At 49.9% G+C, this 24,912-nt stretch carries 22 protein-coding genes; 9 read left to right on the top strand and 13 right to left on the bottom strand.

Features of this window, described 5'->3' with window-relative positions; all coding sequences use genetic code 11:
• Positions 1-520: 520 nt before the first annotated feature.
• The 6 genes from NDI45_RS25460 to NDI45_RS25435 all read right to left on the bottom strand — a co-directional run bounded on the left by NDI45_RS25460 (position 521) and on the right by NDI45_RS25435 (position 6,107).
• Complete coding sequence (locus NDI45_RS25460) at positions 521-901, bottom strand: hypothetical protein (RefSeq protein ID WP_348249365.1); 381 nt, start codon at positions 899-901, stop codon at positions 521-523.
• A gap of 131 nt (positions 902-1,032) precedes the next feature.
• Positions 1,033-1,269 (bottom strand): hypothetical protein, encoded by a 237-nt coding sequence (locus NDI45_RS25455; RefSeq protein WP_348249364.1) that lies wholly within the window; start codon positions 1,267-1,269, stop codon positions 1,033-1,035.
• A gap of 213 nt (positions 1,270-1,482) precedes the next feature.
• Complete coding sequence (locus NDI45_RS25450) at positions 1,483-3,753, bottom strand: hypothetical protein (RefSeq protein ID WP_348249363.1); 2,271 nt, start codon at positions 3,751-3,753, stop codon at positions 1,483-1,485.
• Positions 3,754-3,827: 74 nt separating this feature from the next.
• Complete coding sequence (locus NDI45_RS25445; protein WP_348249362.1) at positions 3,828-4,523, bottom strand: hypothetical protein; 696 nt, start codon at positions 4,521-4,523, stop codon at positions 3,828-3,830.
• Between the two features lie 87 nt (positions 4,524-4,610).
• On the bottom strand, positions 4,611-5,057 hold the full coding sequence (locus NDI45_RS25440; RefSeq protein WP_348249361.1) for a hypothetical protein: 447 nt from the start codon (positions 5,055-5,057) through the stop codon (positions 4,611-4,613).
• A 138-nt stretch (positions 5,058-5,195) separates the two neighbouring features.
• The gene (locus NDI45_RS25435) at positions 5,196-6,107 is read right to left on the bottom strand and encodes a hypothetical protein (RefSeq protein WP_348249360.1); all 912 of its coding nucleotides are present in this window, start codon (positions 6,105-6,107) and stop codon (positions 5,196-5,198) included.
• A 188-nt stretch (positions 6,108-6,295) separates the two neighbouring features.
• Between NDI45_RS25435 and NDI45_RS25430 the strand changes: the two genes are divergently transcribed.
• The 6 genes from NDI45_RS25430 to NDI45_RS25405 all read left to right on the top strand — a co-directional run bounded on the left by NDI45_RS25430 (position 6,296) and on the right by NDI45_RS25405 (position 12,331).
• Positions 6,296-6,664 carry a hypothetical protein gene (locus tag NDI45_RS25430; RefSeq protein WP_348249359.1) on the top strand — a complete coding sequence of 123 codons (369 nt, stop codon included), beginning with the start codon at positions 6,296-6,298 and terminating at the stop codon, positions 6,662-6,664.
• Positions 6,654-7,382, top strand: a complete 729-nt coding sequence (locus tag NDI45_RS25425; protein WP_348249358.1) for a hypothetical protein — start codon at positions 6,654-6,656, stop codon at positions 7,380-7,382. The genes NDI45_RS25430 and NDI45_RS25425 overlap by 11 nt, the downstream gene beginning before the upstream one ends.
• Positions 7,383-7,395: 13 nt before the next feature.
• On the top strand, positions 7,396-7,959 hold the full coding sequence (locus NDI45_RS25420; RefSeq protein ID WP_348249357.1) for a Uma2 family endonuclease: 564 nt from the start codon (positions 7,396-7,398) through the stop codon (positions 7,957-7,959).
• Positions 7,960-7,970: 11 nt separating this feature from the next.
• Entirely contained in the window at positions 7,971-8,222 is a 252-nt protein-coding gene (locus NDI45_RS25415; protein ID WP_348249356.1) for a hypothetical protein, read from the top strand.
• A 55-nt stretch (positions 8,223-8,277) separates the two neighbouring features.
• A complete protein-coding gene (locus NDI45_RS25410; RefSeq protein ID WP_348249355.1) occupies positions 8,278-9,039 on the top strand; it encodes a hypothetical protein in 762 nt (253 codons plus the stop codon).
• 289 nt (positions 9,040-9,328) lie between these two features.
• On the top strand, positions 9,329-12,331 hold the full coding sequence (locus tag NDI45_RS25405; protein WP_348249354.1) for a phage/plasmid primase, P4 family: 3,003 nt from the start codon (positions 9,329-9,331) through the stop codon (positions 12,329-12,331).
• A 231-nt stretch (positions 12,332-12,562) separates the two neighbouring features.
• Here NDI45_RS25405 and NDI45_RS25400 read toward each other — a convergent pair whose 3' ends face one another.
• The 6 genes from NDI45_RS25400 to NDI45_RS25375 all read right to left on the bottom strand — a co-directional run bounded on the left by NDI45_RS25400 (position 12,563) and on the right by NDI45_RS25375 (position 19,981).
• Positions 12,563-13,195, bottom strand: coding sequence for a hypothetical protein (locus NDI45_RS25400; protein WP_348249353.1), 633 nt, complete (start codon positions 13,193-13,195; stop codon positions 12,563-12,565).
• 323 nt (positions 13,196-13,518) lie between these two features.
• Positions 13,519-14,538: a ParA family protein gene (locus NDI45_RS25395; protein WP_348249352.1), complete on the bottom strand. Its 1,020-nt coding sequence runs from the start codon at positions 14,536-14,538 to the stop codon at positions 13,519-13,521.
• A 413-nt stretch (positions 14,539-14,951) separates the two neighbouring features.
• Entirely contained in the window at positions 14,952-17,402 is a 2,451-nt protein-coding gene (locus NDI45_RS25390; protein WP_348249351.1) for a tetratricopeptide repeat protein, read from the bottom strand.
• A gap of 96 nt (positions 17,403-17,498) precedes the next feature.
• The gene (locus tag NDI45_RS25385; RefSeq protein WP_348249350.1) at positions 17,499-17,873 is read right to left on the bottom strand and encodes a hypothetical protein; all 375 of its coding nucleotides are present in this window, start codon (positions 17,871-17,873) and stop codon (positions 17,499-17,501) included.
• A gap of 233 nt (positions 17,874-18,106) precedes the next feature.
• The gene (locus NDI45_RS25380) at positions 18,107-18,436 is read right to left on the bottom strand and encodes a hypothetical protein (RefSeq protein ID WP_348249349.1); all 330 of its coding nucleotides are present in this window, start codon (positions 18,434-18,436) and stop codon (positions 18,107-18,109) included.
• A 1,053-nt stretch (positions 18,437-19,489) separates the two neighbouring features.
• The gene (locus NDI45_RS25375) at positions 19,490-19,981 is read right to left on the bottom strand and encodes a RelA/SpoT domain-containing protein (protein ID WP_348249348.1); all 492 of its coding nucleotides are present in this window, start codon (positions 19,979-19,981) and stop codon (positions 19,490-19,492) included.
• A gap of 409 nt (positions 19,982-20,390) precedes the next feature.
• On the opposite strand from NDI45_RS25375, the gene NDI45_RS25370 reads away from it, so the two are divergent.
• Both NDI45_RS25370 and NDI45_RS25365 read left to right on the top strand, forming a co-directional pair.
• Positions 20,391-21,119 carry a hypothetical protein gene (locus NDI45_RS25370; RefSeq protein ID WP_348249347.1) on the top strand — a complete coding sequence of 243 codons (729 nt, stop codon included), beginning with the start codon at positions 20,391-20,393 and terminating at the stop codon, positions 21,117-21,119.
• Positions 21,120-21,410: 291 nt separating this feature from the next.
• Positions 21,411-22,025: a hypothetical protein gene (locus NDI45_RS25365; RefSeq protein WP_348249346.1), complete on the top strand. Its 615-nt coding sequence runs from the start codon at positions 21,411-21,413 to the stop codon at positions 22,023-22,025.
• Between the two features lie 2 nt (positions 22,026-22,027).
• On the opposite strand, the gene NDI45_RS25360 is transcribed toward NDI45_RS25365, so the two are convergent.
• On the bottom strand, positions 22,028-24,241 hold the full coding sequence (locus NDI45_RS25360) for a protelomerase family protein (RefSeq protein ID WP_348249345.1): 2,214 nt from the start codon (positions 24,239-24,241) through the stop codon (positions 22,028-22,030).
• A 59-nt stretch (positions 24,242-24,300) separates the two neighbouring features.
• On the opposite strand from NDI45_RS25360, the gene NDI45_RS25355 reads away from it, so the two are divergent.
• The gene (locus tag NDI45_RS25355; RefSeq protein WP_348249344.1) at positions 24,301-24,603 is read left to right on the top strand and encodes a hypothetical protein; all 303 of its coding nucleotides are present in this window, start codon (positions 24,301-24,303) and stop codon (positions 24,601-24,603) included.
• Positions 24,604-24,912: the final 309 nt, after the last annotated feature.

The following is a 24,912-nucleotide window of genomic DNA, read 5'->3' as shown; positions in this document are numbered from 1 at the left end:
ACACTGTTACGACAATTAGTAGAGACACCAAGCCGCTGCCCATCCCCCTGATATGCTTCGAGGTTGTCTTCGGCGTAGCAATCAGCGATCAAAGCGTGAGTGCGGTTGTCGATGTGGTAGGGCAGTTCGATCGCTTCTGCCCATCCTGCCGCTGCCGCTTCAAGATTGCGTCCAAAATCTAGGGAAACCTCTAGGCGGGGCGGTTCTGATGTGCCGTCGTAGTACGTTACGGGAAGGAATCGGAAGTAAGGCATAGGACAACTAGGAAACTCGCGCTGCTGTCGGTGCAGGCTGATTCCTAATCCGCCCTCTTTTCGTTTACCTGTGTCAGGGCATCCCCAGTAGTTAATTTTCTTAGGGTTCGCCATGATCCAATCAAAAACTGTTTTGCCGAATCGCAGGGCGGCAAGGTGAGTAGCAAAACCACCGCAGGCGGGCTGATATGCATCCCCATTCGCCATGTACACTGCCATCAAAATCCATCGGTAGCGACAAGATTCATCGATCGGACGAACCTCGATTAGTCCATCTTGATAGGGTTGTAGTACCCCTCGATCGCTATCTGCCGGGCGATAGATTCCGCCATCAGCGATCGTCCCTTTTCCAGGGCAGCAAGCTGGGCGGGGGTTGCCTGTTTTTTGGGCACTGCCTGAGCCACGTCATAAAACCAGTCGTAATCCATTTTGCGGGGAACGTAGACACAGGCGGCTGGCTTTTGGTCAAAAGCAAGCTTTAGCCCTATCTTTCCTAACTCGGTCTGAGTTTTGAACGGTTCCGGCATGTGGGCGCAGTCGTAGCGGGGAACGCCAGGGCACTCCGATTGGGGTTTCGATTTCCAGTACCACTGGCAGGTTGAGCAAGTCCAGCGGCGATCGGGGAGTTGGATCAGATGATGTTCCATAGAATGCAACTGCTGACTCTGCCTTGATTCTACGGATTCAAAACGGGATTTGATCATCGTCTTCCTCTAAGGTGGGTTCACTGGGGAGAATACGGTCTGCTGCTTCTGCGACCGATCTGAACTCAGAATTTTCACCCACCCAATTCTTTAGCCGCCTCCAGGCACGGAGGGTTAAGGGTAATTTCAGCAGATACCTTTTCCAGTTTCGGGCTGTCCCCGTACTCGCAGCATGGCTCAGTGATAGAGGCGATCGCCTTCCAATTTTCCTCACTCAAGTTTTGCAGTGCCACATACGCTTTCACATAGCTGGGATTTACAACGCACTGACGCTTTGAGTAGAACTTGCAATCACGGCAATGGGTCAGCATAGGAACTCCTCAATACAACATCGGCACCCTCGACAAACGACCTCGACACCCTCGACAAAAAAGCCTTAAAAGCTCGACAACCTCGACAAAATGCCCCGACGGACTCGACAAAACAGGTTGGTGCCTCGACAAAAAAGGCTTGATTTTGCTGGGTTTGTCGAGCCTTTGTCGAGTTTGTCGAGGCTGTGTCGAGCCTTTTGTCGAGGGTAGGGACTAATCATCGACGGCAACTGCTCTACGGCACTGAGCGCAAACATAGCGAGGCTGCCCCAATCGTGCCTTATCTTTATAGGTTCCTTTTTTATAGAAGCTGGTACAGCCACAGTGCCGACACGCTTCATCTGGCACTTCCGTATCAATCAAACTCAATGCTTCCTGATTTTCGATCGGGGCAGTGATCAGCGAACCAGGGGGAAACTTTACTCCATCCATCTTGCCTGCATAGGAACTGTAGGGCGGGATCTGGATGAAGAACGGTTCACTGGTTCGGGGGGACACGACCAGCGCAATCCGGTATGCATCGGGATCAACCTTTTTGACCGCAATATCGGCGGGGTAGGCTGACTTTCCTTCGGCAGTGTTTAGTTCATCACACAGTTTATTTAGAGCAGTCAAAGCCTCAAGCAGTTCCTTTTTCTGGCTACCCGGATATTTCTTATCAAGCCAGGTGCGAGCAGCAGCGGCGGTAAAGACCTGAGTGGCATTGTCAAAGTCCTCCTCCATCAGCTTTCCGGCATTTCCCGTCTTGGCGTTTGCCTTCGATCCTCCGCTCACACCAGAAACGTTTCCGCCCTGCCCAGCAGTCAGGAATCCCATTTTCGTGTGGTCGGATAGCTGGTAGAAGTCCTTCATGACTGTGCCCAAGTCAGCATAGTCACGGGCGATCGAGTTGATTTCATCGACCATGACCGTGATGAAATCCTTGCCAGCAGTGCCAGGGAGATCGTTTCGTCGGTCTTGGAATTCCTTATGAGCCTTCTGGAGCCATGCGATCGCCGCTTCGATGCCGTTGACCCCAGGCGGAATCACACCCGGCACTGAGAACCAGTCTTTCGGACTGCCGGGAATGGGGTTGAGTAACCACAGTTGCCCCCCGTTGATCCGGGCGATCGCACAGGCAATCAGTTCCATGAGTGGGGATTTACCGCCAGTCGAGCCAGCGACCACACGCACACGGGGCACGAATTTGGAGCGGATCACAGTCTCAAATTCAGCAGCCGGGAAGCAGTTCAACTCACTGAAGCGCGAGGCAATGTCAGCCGGGGCGCGGCTAGTTGTCGATTCTGCAACTAGATCAGAAGCAGAGTAGAGGCTGACCGACACCAGGAAGTTGCGGGGATCTAGTTCAAACTCTAGCGGTCGCTGGGATAGTCCCCACAGTCCCAATGAGGCGGATTGCTTGTCAAAGGTGTCCTGGGTCAGTTGAGTTTGACCGCTGTTGCGATCCAGCTTGTACCGCAGGCGAAATCCGCCAGGAATTTTGACGCATTCCACGGCATCCAGAACAATGCCTGCCTTCAGGAAATGCTCAATGATTCGGTTTCCGGCTTCATCGATCGGGGTAGAACCCGCAAACTGGCGAGGCGTGTTCAGGGCGGCAATGGCAGCACTTTGGGCGGCGGCTGAGGTAGAGCGGAGCAACCGATTTTCATGCCGCAGTTCCAGCACTGCCATCTTCGATTTTTGCTCTAGCTGGTTAAGGGCTTGCTCATGGTCGCTAACCAGTTCCAGTAAGCCCTTAATCTGTGAGGCTTGGGCATTGATCGTGGATTGGGCGGTTGCCAGTTCGTTGCTCAGGTGTTGCCGCAGTTGCAGGACAGTGGTACTGTGCTGATCGCGCAATCCCTGCAACTTAGATTCATACTTATTTTTGAGTGCCTGGATTGAACTGCAATATTGGGTGTGGATTTTGTGCTTTCTGGCTTTTAATTCAGCGATTTTGTCAGCCTGCGACTGCTGAAACTGTTTTTCGGCAAGGCTTTTAATTTTCTTAATCTCCTCTGCCTGCGACTGCTTCAACTGGTCAAGCTCTTTTTGGGAGGCTTCCAGACCACGACTGATGCCCTGCTGGATGAGGCGTTCCTGATCCCGTTGGACGGCAAACAAATTAGCTTTTTGCTCCTCGATCGCCTGAGCGTGAGTCTTTCGCAGATCAGCGATTTCGTCGTCAAACTTTTTCTGGGCAGCTTGCAGCTCATCGGTGTACTGAGTTTCGAGGGCAGAAACCTGATCGTTCCAGGCAGTCAGCAACTTTCCGTACTCTTCTTCGTATTGCTCCATTGGGCGACGGGCGACGATCGCAGCAGTCACAAGCCCCACGCCACCCACACCCACGCTGCCCCAGCGGAGCAGGGAATTGTGAGACGATGCAACGCCGATCGTGAAGCTCAGACCAGAGATGCAAAGGGCAAGATACAGACCGTGAAAGGGATTGCGGTAGGGGGGATCGGCGGTTTGGCTGGGTTGCTCTTGTGCTTGGGTCATGGGATCGACCTGGGGATGAGTGAGGAGGGGGAGAAGAGACGGGGAAGAAGTCAGGGATTCCTTCCCCACCAGAGCTAGCTGTCTTGGGCGTTTAGCAGGGCTTGCTTTTTGGCTTTTAGTACCCGCTTTGCTTCGTCAAAATCAGTTTGGAGGTCATCAATCTTCAGATCCCACTCAGCCGAAAGCAGAGCAGATTCCTGCATTTCGCCATTGAGGTTGATCAATTCGTTCCGCAGGTGCACACCCGCACGGGCTGTTTTGACCCGTTCAGTCGTGAGCTTGAGGGTGGCTTGATTCCATTTCTGCACCTGACTGAGGGTATTGATGCGCTCGATGTCTGCTCCGACGCGATTGCCCTCCAGCTTGTACAGGTCTTTCTGAAGGTTCCACCGCTCTTGATCAAGCTGGACAGTGCGGCGTTTGCCTTTCAACTCGCCCATCAATTTCTCGAAATCAGCTTCAGACGTGACTTTGATACCCTTGCCGATTTCTTCTACCCGAATCGGAGGGGCGATTTCTGAGGGCTGATCGTGCAAGGAGTAGTTGAATTCAGTCGGGATTCCGGGCAAGTGCTGAAAGTTCTCGACTTTGGGACTCAAACCGCCTGTGCTGGGGCTAGTAGGAACCTTGACCGATTCGGGAACTTCGATTTTGGGGAGGTCTGGACTAATCGGTCGTCCCTCCTCGTCCACTTCCACCACGTTCTGATTCTCAAGCACTTCAAGCACTTCTGGAGAGGGTGATCCAGGAGCGGGTTTTTTACGTGCCATTCTTGATGTCTCCTGATGATTTGAAAGGTAAAGAGGGTGAAGGGTGGGCATTCCTAGAAGGGTCTGAGATACTCGTTCTTGCTTTATCTAGGGCTTAGGAGCAACGGGGGCGAGTAATGCCTGCACCTGGGCAATTTGGGCATCACAAGCCGCTTTTTGGGCGACAGCAGCAGCAGCTTGTGCCTGTGCTTGCTGGAGTTGGTTCGCGTTCTCCGATCGCCCCTCATTCCGTCCTTGCAAAAGTCCAGCTTGATAGCCCTGTTTGTGGGCTTCAGAGCTAGAATGCTTGACCCAGGCGGCGATTCCTTGCCAGCCGAGGAACAGGGCGGCAACTGTCCCAAGAGCAGCAGCAGCAGCTTTTTGATTAGCGTTCCAGTCGCCAGAATTACGCTGAGAAATTAAGCCGGGGGAACCAAAGGTCGGCGTGTGGGTGGATCGGGCAATAGGTCTGCTCTCAGTCACTCCGGCGTATTTGAGGGCATCAGACTTGGGGATTTGAATCTGGAGGTATTCGGTTTCGTCTTTATGAGGCATGGCATTGAGACTCCGATGGGGTGGAAGGGAATAAAGCTCAAGCAGAGGGGGAACTGGGAAGGGTTGGAGGCGGTAACGGTCTAGAGTGCGAAAAGGCGATTGCCCAAACTGCAAACAGCACGATCGCCACAGCTCCTACTAAGAGCCACTTTGAGGGGCTGACTTTTTGGCGAAAAAATCAGACAGACTGACCACTTTGCTAGTAGCGGCGGATTTAGCAGCTTCACTTTCCTCACGGACGGCGGCATTGCGAATCTCAGCGCGGCGTAAGGTTTCCTGCTTTACTTCTAACTGGAAGGCGAGATCCTTGAGTTCTTGTACCTGCTGCTGGGTGGCTTCGGTTTCCTGATCCAACTGAGCAATCTTGCTGTCCACGAAAGAGTTCACCTGCTGAAGCAAGGTGCGGATTTGCTCTAAGTCCTGTGAGTTCTGCTCGATTGCCAGTTTTCCGGTAGCTGCAAGGGTTTGAGCTTCAGGGGTATCAGTGGGCAGGCTCTCGCCAGCGGGGATGACCGTACTGCCAACCGAGTGAATCGTGGGTAGGCTCAGTCGTCCGATTGGGGGCAGGGAAGGTGGTTCTGAGGCAAAAGGATCGGAAAGTTCTGAGGCAGGAGCCGGAGCAGGTGTAGGCGAATGAAGTTTATCAGGATTGGAGGCATGAACTGAGGCAATCCACTGGTCTTTACTCAGTCCGCTATTACGAAAATCAGCTAAAAGCTTTTGGCAGAGCGAAGTATAACGCAGCTTGTTGGATGCCCCAACCTGCAACTGAAGCGGGTCGATCCAGGGGTAAGCCAGGAGAACCACCTTGTACCAACTTTGAATGGACTTGTCGGATACCCCATAAATTTCAGCCAATTCACCTGCTGATTTGAGGGTGAGCGGTTCGGGCGTGTCAGAAATAGACAATGCAGGCAGTTCGGGCGATGTGGGACGAACTTCTAGCGAGGTTGCCGGAACGTCAATCGACGTGAGGTAAGGCGGTTCGGGCGCAACTTCGGGCGCAGCAGAAAATACCTGTAACCCAGGCGTAACAGTGTATTGAGCCATTGTTGAAAATCCCTTCGAGTAAACTTCGGTCGCATTCAGGGAAGGGTTGAGCGACTTCCCACGACTTAAGCTATCATATTGGATATAAATTGGCTAGTAATTAGATAAAACAGTTTCAAAATACTAGCCAATTGGCGATCTTTTATGCGATCACTCATACACTGGAGGGATAGCGATGCAATGGAACCGTGAGCAAAGACCGGGGAAAGCGAATATTTTTGTCTCTTCCTCCAGGGATTCTGGAGGCATTGGAGCGATGGGCTGAGTCGGAAGGCAATCGCCCCACAAGTCTTGCAAACTGGATTGTTGAAACGGCAGTGAGAGAGGCTATCGAAAGAGGCAAAGTTCCTCCTCCCGAAGAAAAAACACCCTCACTTCCCCCTGCCGATTTAAAAGCGTTCTTAACTCAACTTGCTTGTGGAGAACTGCCCACGAACGGTCAGCTCGTCACACTAGCTCATGACTTAGGTGTTGAGACTGAAGTTTTGATGGAATTACGCGATCGCGTCCGACGCGGTAACGGCAATAAGAAGGAAGGGCAAACCAATGGAACTTGAGAACCTCGTCGCACAAGTGTTTCGTGATAGTCAGTGGGAAATCGGTTTTAGCCCCGAAGTGTTTGTGCTGTCTGCCCCATCGCAATGCGAAGCTTTTAGACTTGCCGCATTAGAACCTGAGACACTAGCAATGTGGGCACATCGATTCGGCAAAGTCGCAACCTTGATTCAGTATCCGGGCGGTGACTCCTACCGAATTCCCGCAGCAATGGCTGAGTCAGAGGTCACTATGGCGCAAGAAATTTTGGTTCTCGATCCAAGCAATCCATTAATAGAGATTCATGCCCTATCACTCTCTCCTTGCCTCTATCAGGAGATTGGCTGGTTTTTAGATCATCCAGCACAAGCAGGGGGTATCGTGCGCGTGACTGATAACCAGCAGGTCGCCATGTCCTACGCGAACGGCAAAAAGACTGCTGACTTCACAGCCGGTGCTGGTGTCAAAAAAGCAGTGGGTTGGAAACGTGAGGATTTCTGGCATCCAGGTGATCTCAGCGAGTTTGACAGGGAGTGGAAGCAGAAGCTTGAACCTAATAATCCAAATAGCTGGATTGAATATAGATGGAAGTCATTCGACCCGGAAAGAGGAATAACCTCTGAGGATGGTTGGATTGAGTTTGCAAACCGCTACAAACTTCTTGTGGATGAGTTTGGCAACAGCTATCACGTCTCCTGGAATTTAGGAATGCGTGATATCGCAAAACCTGTCGGGGTATAGGAGGGCAAGCACCATGACACAAGCATCGGTCTCGACCGCAAAATGGACGATTGAGGACTATCACCGCATGATTGACGCGGGCATTCTCGACGATCGCCACGTCGAGTTATTGAACGGAGAAATTGTTGAAATGCCCCCAGAAGGTACGCCACACGCTGCTTACTCACAAAATACTGGGGACTACCTGCGATCGTTGCTAGGCAGTCGCGTCAGGATTCGAGAGGCGAAACCCGTTACTCTGCCGCCTAACAATTCTGAGCCAGAGCCGGACATTGCAGTTGTTGCACCACATCCAGTCTCAGTGTATGTGCAGCATCATCCGTACCCAGAAGATATCTTCTGGCTGATTGAATACTCCGATTCGAGTTTGAAGAAAGATTTGGAGGTCAAGACCCAAACTTACGCAGCGGCGGGCATCCGAGAATATTGGGTCATTAATTTGAAGGCGAAAGAGTTGATTGTCTTTCGATCAGCAACAGCAACAGGCTACCAATCCGAGAAGACCTTTACAGAAGGCAGTGTCACCCCCCTGTCCTTCCAAGATGTGTCAGTTTCAGTGCGGCAGTTGTTCAGTTAGGGAGCGATCGCATGACCCCAATGGAAGCACTGCAAACCGCTCTGATTCAACTGGAACAGGCACAAGGCAAAACACAACAACAACTCGATGCCTTGACCGTGCAGATTCACGGCTGCTGTAATCGTGTGGATGCATTTGTGGCAGCGGTTCAGCAGGATTCGACCTATCACAGTGAACACATTGCCAGGCTAGACAGCGTTGCCGAACGGTTGGAAAGCGTTCTTGCCTACCTGGTACGTTGGGACGATCGACAGAGGGGATGAAGAGTTGATGCTTACACTTGCTTCCAAAACGCAGGAGTCGTATACACAAAGGACAATGGATAGACCCCTTGTTGATGTCTTGCGTGTGATGGAGCAAAAAAAACACAGCAATCAGGATGAAATCGATCGACTAGAGGAAGAGAATCGGCAACTACTTGCCCTGTATGTCGTGACGATGGGAACGCTGGGAGCCAGCGCGTTTTTCCCTGTTGCTTTTTTGTTGGCGCAATTCTTTAGCTACGCGGCTGGAGCAGCCGGAACGCGATGGGTTTTAACCAGGGCACAAAAGGTTTACAGCCTATTGAAAAACACAAAAGCCTTAGTTGAAGCATTTCCAGAAGAAGAGATCGAGATCTTTACAGATTTACCCGTGCCGGATCATGGCAGCCTGGATATGTTAGTTAAACTCAGAACTGCCACCAAGAAAGCAGTCTTTGCGATCGCATTGAGAACGCAAGGAAAATCAACAATTACCTACAACGAAGAGAAGGAGGTTTTTTACATCCGCCGTCGAGGTGGAACGAACCGATGGACTCCTGACCATGTTGAGCGGTTAGGCGTTCAAGGCTTCTGGCTCAGAATGAATCGCCAGGAGGAACTATTCGGGACATCTCGAAATGACCGCAATCGCCCGATCGTCAAACTGCTAGTTATTACAGGAGAAACCCAAATTGGTCAGCACCCGGATCACCTTTACACTGAGATTGGCGATCAGCGAGTTTTATTACTCCAGCGTCGCTCGACTGTTTTTGTACTTCGAGAGGAACAACTATTACCTTTTTTGAAAGTGTGGTTAACCACACCGCCCAACAAGTAAATAAGTCCAAACGCTAAAAAACCCCAAGTCAGCGAAACGCGACGGGGGTTCTAAGCAAGCCTATAGGAACAGGCTTCAGGGTATTCAAAATTTCTTGCCAGAGGTTTTGATCGTTACCCGATCTAGGAAGGTGTAACACCTTCCAACTTTCAGTTTAGCTCAAGCTCCGTCTCAGCGTCACGTATCTAACCTATACGCATAACTGATCGACAGTTTGATTTGACTGAATTAGATCGAAAGTAGCGAAACCCAGTTCCTTGCACACACTACATCGCAAGGATTTTTAGGGATGCCAGTTACGACGCTATTCGATATTCGGAATTTTTTAGACCGTCTGACCCCTGCGAAAGGCAAAAATCGCTATGTCTGTCCGGTCTGTGAGGGTGACAACCTGACGTTTGACCTGGACGATTACCAGGGCTATACCTGTTGGAACGACGAATCAGACCAGCATCGGGCAGAGATTCGAGAGGCAATTTCCCCCTGGGTGGAGGTGGTGCGCGAGAACGGCAACGTTGCTCCTCGAATTGTGTCTCCTCGGAAGACTAAAAAACAGTCAGCACCCCCTCTTCCCGCCCTGCCTGAGCATCTCATCCTGGCACGGCTTCCAGAACCAGCCACAGACCAGCCACAGGCACAGCAACGCCCAGACCGCAAACGGGGGCAGGTGCTTGTCACGATTTACCGCTACAGCGATTCTCAATGGGTCGAGCGGACTCAGTGGACGAACCCAGATAAACCGAAAGGCTACTCTAAGGAGTTTTTCCCCTGGCATCTGGGCACAGACGGCAAGCCTGTCTGCAAGCGGGGTGAGGCAGAATGGATGCCCTACCGATGGGATGAAGCTCTTGCCGCTATTCGATCTAGCACCGCCAACACGCTGATCGTGTGCGAGGGGGAGGGATGCGTGGAAGCGTATCGAGGTCTGGGCTATGCCGCAACAACCTTCCAGGGATCGAAGTGGAGTGAAGCCGACCTGCGAGCATTCGCTCAACTGGTGAAACCGCATGGCATTACAATCGCCTTTCATCCCGACAACGACACCACCGGCGCGGAAAAGGCAGGCAGGTTGAGCAAAGCCTGCGCCGCTGTAGGAGTACCTTGTCTGCTCCTTTGCCCCGCAAATTTGTGTGAGGATTTGCCAGAATCAGGGGATGTGGTCGATTGTCTCAAAGTCATGAGTGCAGAGGATTACATCAAGCGGCTGGAAGCTGAAATTCATGCAGCAGCGGCAGAGCGGCGGCAACAGGCGATCGAGCAGCACCAGGCGGACGAGGAGGAAAAGCGGCGGGGGCAAACTCCGGCAGAAATCGCGGCTGAAATTGCCGAAGACTACCGCAACCGCCTTGCCTGGAACGATGAGGCGGGACTTTGGTATCGCTACGAAGCGGAGTTTGCCGGGGTGTGGTCACTTGAATCTGACACCGCGATCGGTGCGGTGGTGCTGGCTGAGTTTGAGAACCGGATGGGACTGAGCTATAAAGCCTCCCACATCGAGGAGTGCATCAAGATTCTGAAGTGGAAGCTGCTCGTCCGTCACTGGGAAACTCCGAAGCATCTACTGCCCTTCCAGAATGGGGTGATGAACATCCAGACCGGGGAGTTTCACGATCATGCTCCAGGCTACCGCTTTACCTGGACCTTGCCCCGCCAGCATGACCCGCAGGCTTCGGACTGGGGAACGATCGAGCAGTGGATGGATGAAGCCACTGACGGGAGTGCCAAGCTCAAAAATATCCTGCTCTGTTGGCTCAATGCTTGTCTGAAGGGGCGATCGGACTTGCAGCGGTTTTTGCATCTTACCGGAGCTGGTGGGACAGGCAAGGGCACGTTTATCCGGCTGGCAGTCCGCTTAGTGGGAGAGAAGAACAACCATTCCTCCAATCTTGCGGATTGGTGCGGGAATCGCTTTGAGACGGTCAACGCTTACAAAAAGCGGCTTTTGACCTTTGCCGATGAGGACAAGTACAGCGGGGGACTGGGAAACTTCAAGAAGGTGACAGGTGGGGATGCGATTCGGGGTGAAATCAAGCGGCGGCAAGCCTTTGATTTCGTTTTCGATGGCATGGTCATGCTGGCTTCAAACTATCCGATCTTCTCAGGCGACACTAGCAGCGGGATCTATCGACGGCTGCTGATGGTTCCCTTCAACAAAATCATCCCCCCGGCAAAGCGGCGGAATCTCGACCAGGAATTTGAGCCAGAACTCGCGGCTTTGACCAACTACGTGCTGTCGATCCCCGATGAAGTGGTTTCTGCGACCCTGCGCCAGTCGATCGACCAAGCCCCGGAAGTGATTGAGCGTTCCTGGGATTGGCGGATGCGCCAGGATAACGTTGCGGCATGGCTCAACGAGTGTGTGGTGCAGGCTCCCCTGACCGTCGGTGAGCGGGTCGGCAATGACCGAGAGGATATCAGCACCCTGTTTGGCTCTTACTATCGCTACTGTGAAAAAACGGGGTCACGCCCCAAAGGAAGCCGTGAGTTCTCCCCGGCATTGCTCGAACTCTGCAATAACGACCCTGCCCTCAACTGGGGACTTCAGAAGAAACGCGAATCGAGCGGGTTTGTCATCTACGGGCTGCGCCTGCGCCGTCCTGAACTCGATGCCAGTCTGCCCTACTGCTTGGAGGCTCTCGCCGATGTAGGGTCAACGGCTCATGTAGGGTCTGATGTAGGGTCTCATGTAGAGCCAGAAACCTTGCTCCAAGCGGGTTATGTAGGGTCTGTAGGGTCAAATGAGTTAGAGCTGGATTTTAAAAAACAAAACGAGGCGATCAGCAATGACTTTTCGATCGTTCAATCGGAACCGGATAACGACCTCCCATCCTGCACTTCCTACACAAGCCAGCCAGAGAGCGAGATTGAGACTATACAGAGCGACCCTACAGTGCAGGATGCCGCACCCTACACGGGTTCTAAACCTGCTCTGCTTTCCCCGGAACGACTCAAGAGTGCTGTTGCGACGATTCAGGCGGCAGATTCTCAGGAGAAACTCAATCGGGCGTATAACCGATACCGCAAATGCACCAGGGCACAACAGCAGCAGATCATGGCGGCTCTAGGGGAAGCTGGATTGATTCGGTTTTGTCAGTTAGTGCAGGACTTCAAATCGACCGACGTTGAGAATTGTCGCCACCGGCTTGAGGACTTCCTGACCCGACCGGACTACGAAAAGGTTGTCAAGCAGTATGGACTCGCAATTGTGTCTCTTGCTACTGAGCGACTTTCTGAAACGTCCAGGCGGGATGTCCAACGCTTTGAGGCATTTCTATTGAGAAATGAGATTTAGCGGAGTCGGTTCAGGCGATCGTCCAAATCCGATTGCTAGATGTAGACGTTAAACTCTATTCCCTGTCAGCGATTCTGCCCCATCTATCGGTGAGGCTGTAGAGGTTCTTTGTCTTTTTTACACTGATTATTGCTACAGATCGAGCTTTTGAACAAGTAATACTTGATCACCCAAAGATGGAAAGATTACGAAAAGTGAGAGGCGCAATACCATACCCCAGACAGTACAATTTCATTGATTGCTATACATTAGGATACTTAGAGACTCGGATGGAAGTTTTGCAATTAAATGCATACGAACAACAGGGTGTTGAGTAGGGTAAAGTTTGACAGCTTTCTCTAGTAAATTCAGTATTGTTTTTTCATCAGTAGTTATAAATAACTCTGCGTCACATTCAAGAGCAGATTCCATATGTTCAATATCGAATTCTTTTTTTCTTGGTTTAGTCTTGTACAAATAAGCATCAGGAGCTAGGAATTCAGCAGCTTCCTCAAGCTTGTCAGCATGTTTATATCCATATATGACGAGTAAATCACGTAATGTTCCACCAAAATTTCCGCCACATAGAATAGAACCATCAAACTTGTACGTGCCGTCAAGTCTTGTTAGTGGAATTGGAACTTTCTTTGCGAATGGAAGAACTTTTTCCTTAAACTGTGCTGCAAATTGAGAGCTAAGTTCATCTACTATTTTTTGATTAAAGACAAATTGTTTGCTGCTACTGTTCAGCACTATGTTGTATATCTGTTGAAAGGCTTCAGATTCTGCTTTTAGATTAGAGGAGAGTTTTGAAGATTGTTTTAAGTAACTAAACCAATGCCACCAAACACAAGTATCAACAAATATGTTTTTCATAAAATCCATTGAGCAAGTTAAATTAAAGTTATAAATTCTAATTTATAAATGAAGGATTCATATTGAAACATTTCGACGACAAGTGTCGCGTGCCATGCTGTTTGGGTTCTTACGCGCTTCTAGTCAAGTTGGAACTGCAATCGCTTTGATTCCTTGAGTTGACGTTGACTGCTTTGGCAAGCCCATCCCTTTTCACCAAAACTGCATAAGAATCCGAAAAGAGAGAGACACGACAGTAATATTTTCCCTGCACGCAACATGGAAGGGGAGAGTTAAATGCTCTCCTCGCCCCGATTGGCTACTGGGTTTGTGCTTACCCAAAAAAACTAGAGCTATAACTTTGAAATTAGCATATTCATAGAATCTATACAGTTCTGGAGATAATCAGCTCGTATTTGAGTTTCTCTATCCGGCATATTATATTTACCTGGTTTTAATGCTGTAAAAGGTAAACCAAAAGCAAATGCAACTACACCCGTTGTTTGAAAATCACGAAGCTCAACGATTCCATCATTGATGTTACTAAACGAAAACACTGAGGGACTCGAAGACAAAATTGCTGAAATCATATGGTCAATAGAAGTTAGTACAGAGTGATACGCTGAAGCTGAACCCATGTACTGAGTAAGTCTATTTTTAGGAAATACATGAAATTGAGGAGTTGCCCTGCCAGCAGCAGTTAGCCTCGACGAAAAATTATGCTGGCTATAAATTGCTGAGGGTAAGTTAATGCCATGAACCAGGGAAAATGCATTTTGTACAGCCCTTCTAGAAGAATCATCTGCCATTACGGGTAAAATGACAGAATCAACGGCTGCAAGAGCAATTTGTGTATATATTGAAAAGCTTGGATTAGCATCTACAAAAATGTAATCATAATCATTATTCAAGCTCTTAATGAAGTCATTTAACCAGTCAACAATCTTAAGCCAAGTGTCAGTTCCAGGGATTTGAGTATTGGCTAAGGTTGATATCGCATTCGATTGCAATTCAACAAGTGCATCTCCAGCAAGCAGATCTATGTTTTCAGAGATATTTTGATTGAATTGGTACGGCTTACTTATAAAATCCTGTGAATTAATTTGAGGCATTGAGTACGGTGACGGCAGACGCTCTTGGAAATAGCCCCCAACCGTTTTCCTTGGACTGTAGCCCTGTAATTTGAGAAGGTTTTCACTACCCTGACCTAGCAAACCACCTAAAAATAATTCAGAGATATTAGCTTGAGGACATAGATCCACGACAAGAATTTTAGCCTGCTTATTGCGCTCAGCAAAGATAGCGACAGACTGAAATGCCAAGCTAGTTTTACCTGTACCGCCTTTGTTATTCCAGTAGGCATATTTTTTCATAGCCGCATTTTGCCTAAATTAATGACTCTTGAACGCTTGTACTTGGACAAGTGTACATCACCTACAACAACAATGTCTTATTGAGCACCCTCAGGTTCCTCTCCCAGAAAGGTTCCTACGTAATAGTTTTCCCTTAATCTTTTGATGAGTTGTCTCGAAGCATCGTCTCTACCTGTCGAGTTTTGTCGTGTACCGCGATCTCTGGATTCTTACGCTCTTTTGGTGAAGTTGGAATTGGAGGCGCTTCAATCCTTCGAGCCGACTTCGGCTGCCTCAGCAATCGCAACCCTTTTCACCAAAACTGCGTAAGAGTCCGAAAAGCGTGAGACGCGACAAGAGAATTGCAGCACTTTAAAAAACGATCGAAATTGCCGCAGTGTTTGCAAGAGTTAAGTCACTCTTCGCCCAGTTGGTCAATTACCTCGCATCGCCTGACGAACAATTGCTAACCCTCTCTGAGTAGCAATCGTATGCCGATGGTTAGCTCCTAAGATTTTCTTCCGCATAGCGAGTGATTGGACTAGTAGAGATTCTGCCTGACCCACTCGCCCCTGCTCATAGTAAAACACTCCCAAGTTATTAAGACTGGATGCTACATCAGGGTGATCGCCCTTAAACAAGCGTTGACGCATCTTCAGTGCTTGCTGGAAAAGGAGTTCAGCTTGGTCTAGCTGTTCCTGCGCTTGGTAGAGATAGGCTAAGTTGTTGAGACTAAGTGCTACCTGAGGATGATCGCCTTTAAACAGGCGTTGCCGCATTTGTAGCACTTGCTGAAAGATTGGTTCAGCTTCGTCTAGCCGTCCTTGCGAGTGGTAGAGATATGCCAAGTTGTTGAGACTGGATGCCAGTGCCGGGTGGTCGCCCTCAAATAGGCGTTGATTCATCTTCAGTGCTTGCTGGTAGATTGGTTCAGCTTCGTCTAGCCGTCCTTGCGAGTGGTAAAGATATGCCAGGTTGTTGAGACTGGATGCCAGTGCCGGGTGGTCGCCCTCAAATAGGCGTTGATTCATCTTCAGTGCTTGCTGGTAGAGTGGTTCAGCTTCGTCTAGCCGTCCTTGTGTTTTGTAAAGTGTTGCTAAGTTGTTGAGACTGGATGCCAGTGCCGGGTGGTCGCCCTCAAACAAGCGTTGATTCATCTTCAGTGCTTGCTGGAGAAGGAGTTCAGTTTGGTCTAGCCGTCCTTGCGCTTTATAAAGTGCTGCCAAGTTGTTGAGACTATATGCCACTGCTGGATGATCGCCCTCAAACAGGTGTTGATTTATCTTCAGTGCTTGCTGAAAGATTGGTTCAGCTTCGTCTAGCCGTCCTTGCGCTTGGTATAGAGCTGCTAGGTTGTTGAGACTTTGTGCTATATCAGGATGGTCGCCCTCAAACAGGCGTTGCCGCATCTTCAATGCTTGCTGGTAGAGCAGTTCAGCTTCGTCTAGCCGTCCTTGCGCCTGGTAAAGTCCCGCTAGATTGTTAAGACCCAGTGCCACTGTCGAGCGATCGCCTTGAAATAGGCGTTGATTCATTTCCAGTGCTTGTTGGTAAAGTGGTTCAGCTTTGTCTAACCGTCCTTGTGCTTGATATAAAGCTGCTAGGTTGTTGAAACTATGCGCCACCTGAGGATGATCGCCCTTAAATCGGACTTGAACCGTACTTAAACATTCTCCGTACCATACTTCTGCCTGCGCGTAGAGTCCTTGTCCCTCATAGAATCGTGCCAGGGCATCAAATAACCATCCCAGTCCACTCCCTTCTAACTCGGCTGTATGCTGTTCTGCAATAGCTCGGATGTGTGGAATTACCCCTTTAAACGCCTCAATGTCTCTCGTGGTTGGAGTGGTTGGCATTTGTCGCGCAATCGCTACCATACGTTTTAAGAAAGCACCTCGAAGCGGTGCAGCTCCTACCTCTTGCACCACGATCGCTTCCTCTTCCTGCAAGAACTGCTGAATCAGAGGGTGAAGCCGACACCACTGAGGTTGCTTCGGTTCTATCTCTATCAGCGATGCGTTGACCAATCGAGCCTTCCAGCCACCGAGGGTGTAATCCTCGCCTTCTACCGCTTGCATCACCCATTGGGCTAAATCCCAATCAATCCAATCAAGCGCAAAATAGCTCAACAGCCGCGCCACTTTTTGCGCTTGTGGCTCCAGCGTTGCCCACGTCAACTCAAACGCCGCCTTGACCCCTCGCTGTGCCACAATCTCATAACTCTCTGGTCGTTCCAGTGCCGGGTCTTGCATTCCCTTTGCCTGCAAGTTAGCAATCGTCTCTGCCAGCGTTAAATAGGGGTCGTTTGCGAGATAGCAGCCGACCAATTCAATCGCCAATGGCAAGTGTCCCAGTGCTGCACAAAGCTGGTCTGCGATCGCCAGATCTTGCTCTACCCGCCCAAACTTTTCCAGCGAAGCGAGCAGCGATCGCGCCTCTTGGGGCTGCAACACATCCAGCGCAACCGTCTCGTAGTGGGGCAGCAAGTTCTGTTGTCTTGTTGTGACTAAGATGCGAAAGCGATCACCCGTCGGCACAGCAGCACGACAGTTTGCCCAATCAGTTACGTCATCCAGCACGATGAGCACTCGTCCGGCTTCGGGTTGCCAGTGTCGCCAGCACCACTGGGCAATCGCATCAGGTTGAACCAATTGCTCCTTGACTGCATCCAGACCCTTCAGATGCAGCTCCAACTCAGCCTTTAACACAACTTGAGTTGCCAGATCGCCTGCCCGCCCATTCAGCCAGCAAATGCCTCCTGGAAAAGCTTGCTGATAGTCTCTGACATATTTTGCTGCAAGCTGCGTTTTGCCAATGCCGCCCATGCCTGCGATTGCCGAGATTACTGCTCCACTCGACGATCGAAAAATGGTATCTAACCGCACCAGCTCGTCCGTCCGCCCAACGAAGTTAGGGGACGATCGATAGGGAAGGTCAAAGAGCGGCGATACTTTGTCGGAGCCGTCAGCCGACGAGGGGAGTCAAAACGTAATATCTTGCTTCTCAATCGTCACTGGAGCGTTGTAGACGTTAGCTGCCTTCTGGACGAAAGAATTGACGATTTGCTGTCCCTGCGGCTGTGCTTGCATTGCCTCAATGACTGATCGAATCGCTGCTGCCACCTCCGTATCTTGGTGCGCTAGCGTTTCAACCTCGACGACTGCTGTTTTATAATCTGGTGTATCTTCCTCGGCTGCAAGTGCTCTAGCGGTTTCGGGTCGCTTCTCCCGCAGCAACCGGGCTAATTTGCCCCCCGCCTCCACTGTGCCTTTGCCCAAAGTTTTCCCTACTTCTTTGAATGCCTCACTCAAAACAAGCGTGGCGATTGCTGCTGCTGTTAACGTTATGGATTCCATCGTGATGATTCTGAAACGGGCTACCTCTTTTCTAACCCAGAAATCAAGGACATTTCATTGTTCTAGCAGTTTGGGTAGAGCTAGGGCAGTCGATGTAGGGGGAAGGTAGTGAAGGTACGGAAGTGACAAGTAAGAACAATCGCTTTCTCGCCAGAATCGTTGCCAGCCCCTCTGCGGGAGGTTTTCATACTGTCTACTGCACTAACGTGTCAGACAAGACGGACTTGAGTTTATTATGATGCATCGATTAGCCGACCCAGCCTTTCCTTTTCTGCCTTTAGATTATCTTTCAATTTTGCTATTGCTTGTTCAGCTTCCTCTAACCTTGATAATGATTCATCTATCATTTCTGAGGATTGTCGCAGAGCTTCTGGAACTTCTTGACTTTTTCGCATCGATTCTTCCAAGTACTCAGAATCGGAAGCATCAATGTCTAAAAAAGAGCCTACCTGCTGAAACATAATAGGATTTATAAAGTCAGAGCGAATTTTAATGAATTTAAGCACCTGTATTACATCATCAAGGTCTGTCCGAAATTTATCTAGAAAATCTCTTGAACTCATCCCTTAATCTCCTTGCTATCACAATGAACTGATACCCAAAGCTAATTCTAGTAGTAGTAAACAAACATGATCACTTTGACTCTGAGCCTAACAATTGCTATCAGCAGTAACCTGTATTCCTGCATCCACATCAGCAATCATCGCTTGTTCGTTGCATGGTATGTGTTAGACAACTGTTAGAACCTCTTGCACTTTGTTGTTGGTACACCTTGAACCTTTGAGCCAATGTTGACTGCTTCAGCAATCTCACTCCTTTTCACAAAATTGCATAAGAGCCAGAATGATGACGAAACTGGTAATGTTCAATATCAGATGACATGAGATCTTACAAAATACTTTTCTAATCCTTATTTTACCTGACTTTCAGGTTCTAAATTTACCCAACACAGAATATGTGACTAACAAAGGGCAGAGACGCAATATCTAACCTCTCACGTAGCTCTACCATTTCTCGTAATCTTTGTCACTATTAGCTCTCACATACTTCTACCGGGCAGCCAGTGAGAAGAGAGTGAGTTAGTATATCTCCAAAACCTGGCTGAAAGTATCTAGAAAAATTTGGGAATCAGCAAAATAATTAGGGTAAGATTTTCTTAGACTCCAAATAGATTCTGCTGCTACAAGAACAATGTTAACGTTGCTGTTTCTGTACTCTTCTTCTAATTCAAGGTAGGTTTTAGTCGCAAAGTCTAAATCCTTCGTTTCGTAGTGATTTATGGTGACTCTTCTCTCATTAATTCTTAGAGTTAGCAGAAAATAGCCACCTGACATATCAAGTAAACTACTATGGTCTGTAACCACTGAGAATGCTTGAAGTTGATCGACAATAGAGAGCTTGTCTTCTAAATAAATAACTTCCTCTTTTATCTCCTGAATATTTCTTTCCTCAAAATTTGCTGGGGTGCAATCTTCTAGAGTTGAAAAGAGTGTACTGACTAGACTGAAAAACCTTAGCCATTCTGGAGAACCTTCTCCAGATTTTAAAGAATCTCCTAAAAATGTGCCTACAATTTCAACGCTAGTAGCCCATGCGTGTTGAATTATAGATCTGAGTTAAACTTCAATTAGAAGTCCGTTATGGACACTGTGTTTTTTCCCTTGGAATTTGTAGACTAGATGGATGCCTCTGTAACCAGATGGCTTTGGAGTTTGAATATAGTCGTATTCTTTTGAGAGTAGGCTTCTTGGAGGTTTGATTTTCATCATGTCTTTAAGAGCGTAGACATCTTCTACAGCAGGGAAAGTTGCTCTGCATCCTCCGATGTCCTGCATTCGGTCTAACTGCATTCCTTGAGAACGTTGCAGTTTCCCTTTTATTGAAGGAACCCTTTTTAGTCTTTGGCTAATAAGCACATCTTGGCTTATTTTTTGTGCGCGATATCTGAGCGATGATTGAAGACTGTTTAGAGGACAAGCGTGTGCAGCCCTCCAGTTATTAACGATAATCAATGCCTGTGCATATTCCTCCTCGGAAGATGAATTTATTAAGGCATCACCGGATCTACCAACAGCCTTCTTGCTGTATTTAGGCTCAGTCCAACTCATCGCGTCGCTGCTACTAGAATTTATACGGTCTTCGATTGTATCCTCATATTTAAGTTCATGCGTACTCCTTCACCTGAATTAATGATGCTAGTAAGTTCAGTTGTCACGTACCGCGTTGTGACCGTGAGCCGGCGTTTGCTGACCGCAATCGATCAAGCATCAAGTACTAGCTGTGAAAGAGTTTGGGCTATGTAACACGCCTTTTTCCGGTTGTCCGCAATCGATGCTATTCGACCGCCTGGTAAGACTGAGAGTTAGGAATTGCCCCAGCCTTCTAGAGGAGTGCAACTGCTTGGAGGAAGACGATCGCCGTCCCTAGTTCCGGTTTTTCCCTTTATCCCAATACGTTCTAGCAATACTATATTAATTACAAGCTAGAACCTTATTGAACTAAGTTGGGACGGTCGCTATGCCGAAAAAGGTGTGCGGATTTGGGTTTGACTGTGGCTCAATGCTGATGCAGCCGGGACTAGAGCCAGGAGAATGCCCCAACTATAAGACTTGTGGGCAGGCGACGAGGTTGACCCCGGACGAAGAAATCGAACTGATTCGAGTGCGTCAGGAGCAGCAGTGGGAGCGGGAGCAACGCACTAGAGCGTCTCAGCAAGAGCAGGCACGGCGACGCGAGATTTGGCGAACGACCCGACGAGAGATCGCCGTGGAGATGCTGATGCAGCGGGGCTGTCCTCAGATGCCTGAAGACTATATTCCTGAAGCCACCTTCACCCACCTCAGCGAATTGATCGCCCAACTCCAGCGGAGAATGGCGCGGTTCGAGGGGAGTTATATCCCGCCCGAAGGAACAATCGCCCACCGCTACTGGGTGTGCCGACCGTATGGGGATTACCCGTACAACAAACTGATGGCACCGAGAGCGATGTTTGCCCCAGCCCAGGAAGAACAGCCCGTCCGCATGATTCATCTAAGCCGGGATGACGATCCGCGCAATGACGAAGCACGGAAAGGAATTACCCGAATGCAGCAGCTCATCGCAATCCGAGAACAGGTGCAAATCGCTCAGGCAGCCATTGCCGAGGCAATCGACTTGGTTGAAGCCAGTATCGAACCCATCGAAACGGATGGGACAGAATCCGAAATGGCAGAAAGTTCTACTAGAAATAGCACTCAAACTAGCTAGAACTATCTAGATAGAACAATTTTGTTTCAAGCAAACGATCGCGCTCCGCGCTCAACGACTGCATCGGTTAGGGGATCAAACTGGTGAATGATGTGTCTGTAGTCCTTGCACTGTGCAGGATAGAAGCTGTTTTTATGGGCTTTAACTCACTCCAAGCAAACTTTGTCCCAACCTCGTCTGATGAATTCACAATGTCGTCCCAGGCAAAATAGAAGGAGTCAACAATGAGGATGGATACCGGGACTTCTCTAGATTCGATCGACTTAACCCCAACCCGCGAGAACTTGTGCAATGCCCAGAGCCAGAATTATTCAGCCCGACGAGTCCTACACCTTCACCGATTACTTCAAGCTCAACTTTGCCCCGCAGGATATCCTGGCATACTTTGACGTTTCCTTGCAGCGTCGATCGCTCAAACTGCCGCGCTCGACTGGAACGCTCGATCGACTGGTTGATCTGAAAACTCGCATCGAAGAGAGCCTGCCCCGCCTCAGCCTGACCAGCGAAATGGCGCGGCGAGAATTTCTAATCGCCCCCGTTCTTACCGATGTTTTGCACTATACGCAGGCGAGTTTAAACGTTGAATATCCCGTCGCCGTCAGCAATCAGCTAAAAGGCTCCCTCGATTATCTGCTGCAAAACCATCAGACGCTTTTGGTGATTGAAGCCAAAAACGAAGACCTGGAGCGCGGCTTTGTGCAGCTTGCGATCGAGCTAATTGCCCTCGACCAGTGGATTGAATCAGAGCAGCGCATCTTGCAGGGTGCAGTCTCAACCGGGAATATCTGGCAGTTTGGACAGTTTGATCGGCTTGAGCGTCAAGTCACCCAAGACCTTGACCTTTATCGAGTTCCCGCCGATCTCGAAGAGCTATTGCGAATCTTGGTTAAAATTCTTGACCCCTAACCTCACCCTCCGCAAGTCGTATCACTGTTGTCGGTCTGAGTCTTAAACTTTTGGACGACCGACTGTAGTTCCTCGATCGCCTTGCCGTCAATGAAGCGATCGTAAATGGGTTTGAGTTGTCCACGGTCTTTATCTTTACCATTACTCCTGGCATTGAGACCGATCGCGGCATTGTGCTGGTCGATCTGAGCGGTAGCGGCAGGATGAGCCTTTAGCCAGGGAGTAACGACGAGAGCGGGATTTGCACTAGCGGCGGTGGCGATGACATTTCCGCTCAAGAACCAGCGATCGCTGGGCTGGCAGTTGTGGTTGTGGTGGATGAGAGCGGAGATAGCGATCGGCACTCGGTCTGTGGGTGAAAGCTTTCCGGCTGATGGTCTACCCGGAGCAGTGCGGTAAGTTGGTGCTGGCTGTGGCGCGACTGGCTGGCTGGTAAGTGTCGGCGGAATTGGTGCAGTGGGCTGCTGTGTTGGTGCAGGTTGGGGGATTGGCGTAGGTTGAAGTCCAGCCAGACCTTGAGCGGCGGCGGCAATTTGTTGGAGGCGATCGGTCGCGGCTTGCAGTTCTGCCCTGAGTCGGTCAATTTCCTGCTGTTGCTGGGCAGTTTGTTCGCGGAGCTGCTCAATTTCCTGCTGCTGCTGTCCAGCGTTCACCTGCTGCCTGAGAGCGGTGATTTCTTCCATCAAGGGAGCCGTGAATTTTTCCATCAAGGGGGCAAGCAGTTCGTTCGGGTCGAGTGGAGCCGGGGTGGATATAGGCAATTGAGTGGCGGCAGATTGCAGCACTTGCTCTAGTAGAGACTGGTAGCCCGAACGAGTGGGGGCATCAATACCCAGGCGATCGGCGGCAGCTTGCAGTTCAGTCAGATTCACGCGCAATTCCCGATAGCGAGGTTTGCTGCGCTTCGACTTGCTGGGCTGATGAGCATTCGGTGCAGCTTCGGTCGGCTCTTGCGTCGTCGAGGATGGCTGAGATTCTTTCTCTAGCAGGGTTTGCAGGTCTGCGGCAACTTCTTCAACTTCGTGCTGTGTGGGAGACATCGCTTCTTCTGGTTGGGGGATAGAGTCAGTTTCTGGAGGGTCTGAGTCCAGGTAGTCGTTCGCTGCCTGCTGCTGCTGAAGTTGTTGCTCAGTTAGACCGGGCAGCGGATTCGCCATCAGTTTGATGCCCGTCACCGTAATTGGCTTGCTCTGGTCGTTCACCAAGCAATAGCCGAAATAGTGTGAAGTGGAATTGCTGTTCGCCGCATCGCGCATCTCCCCCGGAGCAACGTGCCCCAGGTAGAACTGCAACCAACGCTGCTCATTCACCCCCTGCCCCGGCAACCAGTAGTGAATCGCCACACGCGCATAAGCAGCCCGGAGGCGGTGAACGCTCACACTCTGGAACCCTGGCAGCAAGGGTAGGATGTGAGTGTCCTGAAAGTGCTGCCTGACACGAGTGTTGACCCTGGCACGAAAAGCAGCCACTTCCCGATCCGCGCTAGTGAGTCCTGCCAATGCTTGCACCTGAGAAAAGCCTCTAAAGCGATCGATCGCCTCCAGCACCGCTTGAGCCGGAAGCAGGGTCAGAATCGTATACGCGATCGGATCAGCCTTTTTAAGCTGCCCCTCAAAGGAAAGCAAATAGGAATGCCGGGTTGGAAAGAAGCGACCAGAGACAGCAACCTCGGTGTGCCGCCTGCCTGTCACAGCAGCGATCCCCACCGCCAACGTTTCCGGCTCCTGGGATTGCAGCAGTTCAATCGCCTTCTCCAAATAGCGATCGAGATTGAAAGGCTGAGGGTTGTCCTGCCGCTCATTGTTCCCCACATTCGTTTGTTTCCGGTTGGCAAGATAAACCGAGTTGTCGTAGCGCATCAGGTCAAAAGCGAGATGCTGAAGTGCCTGGATCGGCTCCCCCGTTCGCTTGCGCCCCTTAAAGAAAAAAGACGTTTCCTCAGTCAGAGGTAGATTGCCCTGCTCGGTTGCCTGGGCTACCGCCCTGCGATAGTCAGAGAGGTAATTGGTCGTGCTGTTTGTGCCTTTCCCATAGCCCCGCTCCAGCATTTCGATTTCGTTGCGGCAAAGCAGTTCGATTGCCTCAGCCGATTCAAGCGATTGGAGTTGCTCGATAAAGTCCTGCACCAGAAACGCCCGTTCTTCCGTGGAGAGCTTGACCCGATCATGGCGATCGATGCGGGCAAGGTACTCACTAATAATTTTGTCGCGACTCATACTTGTATCTTTCTTGTATACGCTAATCATATACGCATAGTGTTTCTATATGCAAGAGGGTGACGATCGCTGGCAGTTGCGCCACAGCGACCGCCCCGCGCTACGCGCAGGAGCGCAGCGACAAGCGATCGTTTCACGCTGCCGCCTCTGGCGGGTCGCTTGTCGCTGCGCCCTTGTACCTATTGCGGAGCAATTGTTTTACGCTGCTACTGGTGATCGATCGCATCGCGCTGCGGCACTCGTGTAGTGGGCAAGCCGACCGCCCCGCGCTATGGGCAGGAGCGCAGCGACAAGCAATCGGTCTACTTGGGGAAAGAGTTCAGGGAACTGCAAGAATTTACGCCCCTACACGATTGATATAAATCACTTATACGCTTTTGTTGTATACGCATAGGCGATGAGATATTTGTATTCGTATAGGTATAAAACAACGATCTCTCTTATGTGTATAAATATAGAAACGATCGCTGCAAATATTTGTGAAACCCTAAAACGCATATAGTGCAACGATTATAGCCTTTTACGCTTCTACGCTATGTTCCTATGCGTATACAAATAAATAAAACGATCGCCTAAGTGTATAAGATATTTGTATGTATAAGAATATCCTATATGCGATCGTGTGTATATGTATACGTGTATGTAATATAGAATTCTATATTACATACACG

Origin of the sequence: Leptolyngbya sp. GB1-A1, assembly GCF_039962475.1 — a bacterium.
Taxonomy (GTDB): Bacteria; Cyanobacteriota; Cyanobacteriia; order Elainellales; family Elainellaceae; genus Leptolyngbya_A.
Note: the sequence above shows the minus strand (reverse complement) of the source record. Positions and strands in the feature narration are given on the sequence as shown.